The following is a 3,025-nucleotide window of genomic DNA, read 5'->3' on the forward strand; positions in this document are numbered from 1 at the left end:
AGATGGACACGCCGTCGAGAGCCCTGGTTCCCCCGTAGACCTTCGTCAGGTCTTCGGTGGAGATGGACATCGATGGCCTCTCTGTCGTCGCGCTCGAACGTCAACGGTGCTCACGAGACAGGCTGTCCCGGAGGGGATTACAACCCGACCGCGGCTTCGCTTCCGCCCAACAGTCGCTCGCGGTCCCGCGGCGTGGTGGCGCTCCAGACACCGTGCGGCTCGCGTGTGTCGACGGCATGGCGGCGGCAGGCCTCGAGAACCGGACACGCCAGGCAGATCTGCTTGGCGTGCAGCTCCCGCTCGCGGCGAGCTCTTGGCCGCTCCTTGTCCGGCGGGTAGAACGTGTCCGCGGACTCGCCCTTGCAGCGCGCCTTCAGCCGCCATTCCGCGGCGGCGAGAGTCCATCGCCCGCACGTCTCGGCCATCGCATCCCTCCGCTCTCGGATGTCGCCCACCAGCGGGAGCGCCCGTGGTGGCGGTTCTGGTGTCACGCATGAGTAGGCCTGCTACCCGAATACCGTAGGGCCCCATGTTCTTTTGCTAAATACTATTAATCTTCCTGATCGCGAGGCGTCGGCTCAACCGATGCCGAAGCTCACGTCGACGGTTGCGTACCCGCCTGCTCCGCCACGATGTACTCGGCGTACCAGTCATGCCAATCCGGATCTTCTTCGCCGGCGCGCTCCTCGTGCTCGCCGTGCGCGGCCGCTGCCCGGCGAAGAGCATCGGCGACGTCTCTCACCGAGCCGAACGACGTGGCGGCCGGGTCGACCCGCCCGGGAAGTCGGGCGGTGATCTCCTGCAGCCACCACCCGTTCCCGTCCGGGTCGCTGAACGAGGCGAACGAGGCATAACTCTTGCGCTCGGGATCCGGGCCGCTGACTCTGCCCTCCGGGCCTCCGTGGTGGAACACCCCGCCGGCGTCGTGGAAGACCTCGCTGACGTCCACTCCGGCAGCCGCCAATTCCGCACGCGCAATCTCGACGTCGGACACCACGAGATGCAGTCCGTCGACCGGTCCCTGGCCGGTGGTCACTCCGGTCCCGAAGATGATCGAGGTCGGCGAGCCGGTGGGCGTCACCTGTACCACCCGAAAGTCCGGACCGGTGCTGAAGTCGGCGTCCAAGCGCCATCCCAACGACTCGTAGAAATTCCTGGCCCGGTCCACGTCGGACACCGGTATCACCACGACTTCGAGTTTGAATTGCGTCATCCGAACCTCCCGCACCGACTTTGGCACCGGCCTAGAGCATCCCTGTTTTGACGTCCGCCACGTGCAGTTTCGATCGTCGAGACCAAAACCCGGCGGCGCGGTAATTACGATGACTCCCATGACCGAGGACCTTGTAGTCGCTGACGTTCCCTTCACCAACGACCCATGGGTGGCAGCGCGCGAACGCTACGACGCGATGCCCTACCGTCGTGTGGGCTCGTCAGGGCTTCTGCTGCCCGCCATCTCCCTCGGCCTCTGGTACAACTTCGGCGACAACCGGCCCTTCGATGGGCAGCGGGAGGTGCTGCGCCACGCCTTCGACCGTGGCATCACCCACTTCGACCTGGCGAACAACTACGGGCCCCCGTATGGGTCGGCCGAGGAGAACTTCGGCCGGATGCTGCGCCGCGACTTCAAGCCGTATCGCAACGAACTGATCATCTCGACCAAGGCGGGCTGGGACATGTGGCCGGGGCCGTACGGCCAGCTCGGCGGGCGCGCCTACATGCTCGCGAGCCTCGACCAGTCGCTCGACCGTCTCGGACTCGACTACGTCGACGTCTTCTATTCACACCGCATCGACCCGGTGACGCCGCTCGATGAGACGATCGGCGCCCTCGACAGCGCGGTGCGTTCCGGCAAGGCACGCTACGTGGGCATCTCGTCCTACTCGGCAGCCAAGACGGTGGAGGCGGCGGCCATCGCGCGCCGACTGGGCACCCCGCTGGTGATCCACCAGCCGTCCTACTCGCTGCTGAACCGGTGGATCGAGGGTGGGCTCACCACCGAGCTCGCGAACGCAGGCATGGGAGCCATCGCGTTCACCGCGCTGGGCCAAGGACTTCTCACCGACCGTTACCTGCAGCAGCCGGCGGCCGACGTCGACCGCGCAACCGCGCGTCCGACCTTCGACGACGACCTGGTCACCGACGAGGTGCGCGACCGGCTCCGAGGACTGGCCGGGATCGCCGAACGCCGTGGCCAGACGCTGGCGCAGCTCGCGCTGGCCTGGGTGCTCCGCGACCCCACCGTAGCCTCGACGCTCGTCGGCGCATCAAGCGTCGCGCAGCTCGACGAGAATCTCGGGGCCCTGCAGAACCTGCAGTTCACACCCGAGGAACTCACCGAGATCGACCAGTACGCGTCCGATTCAGGTATCGACCTCTGGCGTGAGAGCTCGGACGTGTAGGCGCGCGTCGGCGCGACGTCACTCGGTCTTCGCGACTCCGACTGGGGGTCCGAACGCCGGGATGACCTGTCCCTCCGGATAGGTCTGTGCGATGAACTGCCGCACCTCGTCGGAGTTGTACAGGTCGAACACCTTCTTGTATTCGGGCTTCTCGATGTCTGCGGTGCGGGCCACGACACCGATCGCCCAGAGCGGGTTGTCGGCGGGCTCCTTCGCCAGCGCGCCGTCCAGCTTCAGTCCAGCCGCGGTGGCCACCGTCCCGAGGATCACTGCGGCGTCGACGTCGGGCAGCGTCCGCGGCGTGGCCTCCAGATCGACCTGGACCCATTGCAGGTTCTTCGGGTTGTTCGCGATGTCCTCCAGCGTGACGGTACTTCGGTCGCCTTCGGGCTTCAGTTCGATCAGACCCGCGCTCTGCAAGAAGCCGAGTGACCGTGCCTGGTTCGGCACGTCCTTGCTGATCGCGATCTTGGCGCCGTCGGGCAGCTGATCGAGTGAATCGAACTTGTCGGAGTACAGGCCGGTCGGAGTCAGGAACACGGTCTCGACGAAGGTCTGCTTGAAGTGGTTCGTGGCGACCTGATCGTTGAACCACGGCACGTGCGAGTTGAAGTCGATGTCGA

General features: G+C 66.1%; 4 protein-coding genes. 1 reads left to right on the forward strand and 3 read right to left on the reverse strand.

The genetic code is table 11. From position 1 onward, the window contains the following. Window positions 1–137 precede the first annotated feature (137 nt). On the reverse strand, window positions 138–425 hold the full coding sequence (locus ACRDUX_RS38965) for a WhiB family transcriptional regulator (protein WP_526422584.1): 288 nt from the start codon (window positions 423–425) through the stop codon (window positions 138–140). 170 nt (window positions 426–595) lie between these two features. Further along, the gene (locus ACRDUX_RS38970; protein ID WP_526422586.1) at window positions 596–1,213 is read right to left on the reverse strand and encodes a VOC family protein; all 618 of its coding nucleotides are present in this window, start codon (window positions 1,211–1,213) and stop codon (window positions 596–598) included. Window positions 1,214–1,331: 118 nt separating this feature from the next. On the opposite strand from ACRDUX_RS38970, the gene ACRDUX_RS38975 reads away from it, so the two are divergent. Next, entirely contained in the window at window positions 1,332–2,402 is a 1,071-nt protein-coding gene (locus ACRDUX_RS38975) for an aldo/keto reductase (RefSeq protein WP_526422588.1), read from the forward strand. 18 nt (window positions 2,403–2,420) lie between these two features. Here ACRDUX_RS38975 and ACRDUX_RS38980 read toward each other — a convergent pair. Beyond that, on the reverse strand, window positions 2,421–3,025 hold a 605-nt coding region (locus tag ACRDUX_RS38980), incomplete at its 5' end, for a MetQ/NlpA family ABC transporter substrate-binding protein (protein ID WP_526422590.1).

Source organism: Mycobacterium sp., from assembly GCF_050701675.1.
In the GTDB taxonomy this organism is placed as follows: Bacteria; Actinomycetota; Actinomycetes; order Mycobacteriales; family Mycobacteriaceae; genus Mycobacterium.

What these genes read in the sequence shown, in the direction of transcription:
- ACRDUX_RS38965 (WP_526422584.1), bottom strand. Translation starts at nt 425, where the DNA reads ATGGCCGAGACGTGCGGGCGATGGACTCTCGCCGCCGCGGAATGGCGG.
- ACRDUX_RS38970 (WP_526422586.1), bottom strand. Translation starts at nt 1,213, where the DNA reads ATGACGCAATTCAAACTCGAAGTCGTGGTGATACCGGTGTCCGACGTG.
- ACRDUX_RS38975 (WP_526422588.1), top strand. Translation starts at nt 1,332, where the DNA reads ATGACCGAGGACCTTGTAGTCGCTGACGTTCCCTTCACCAACGACCCA.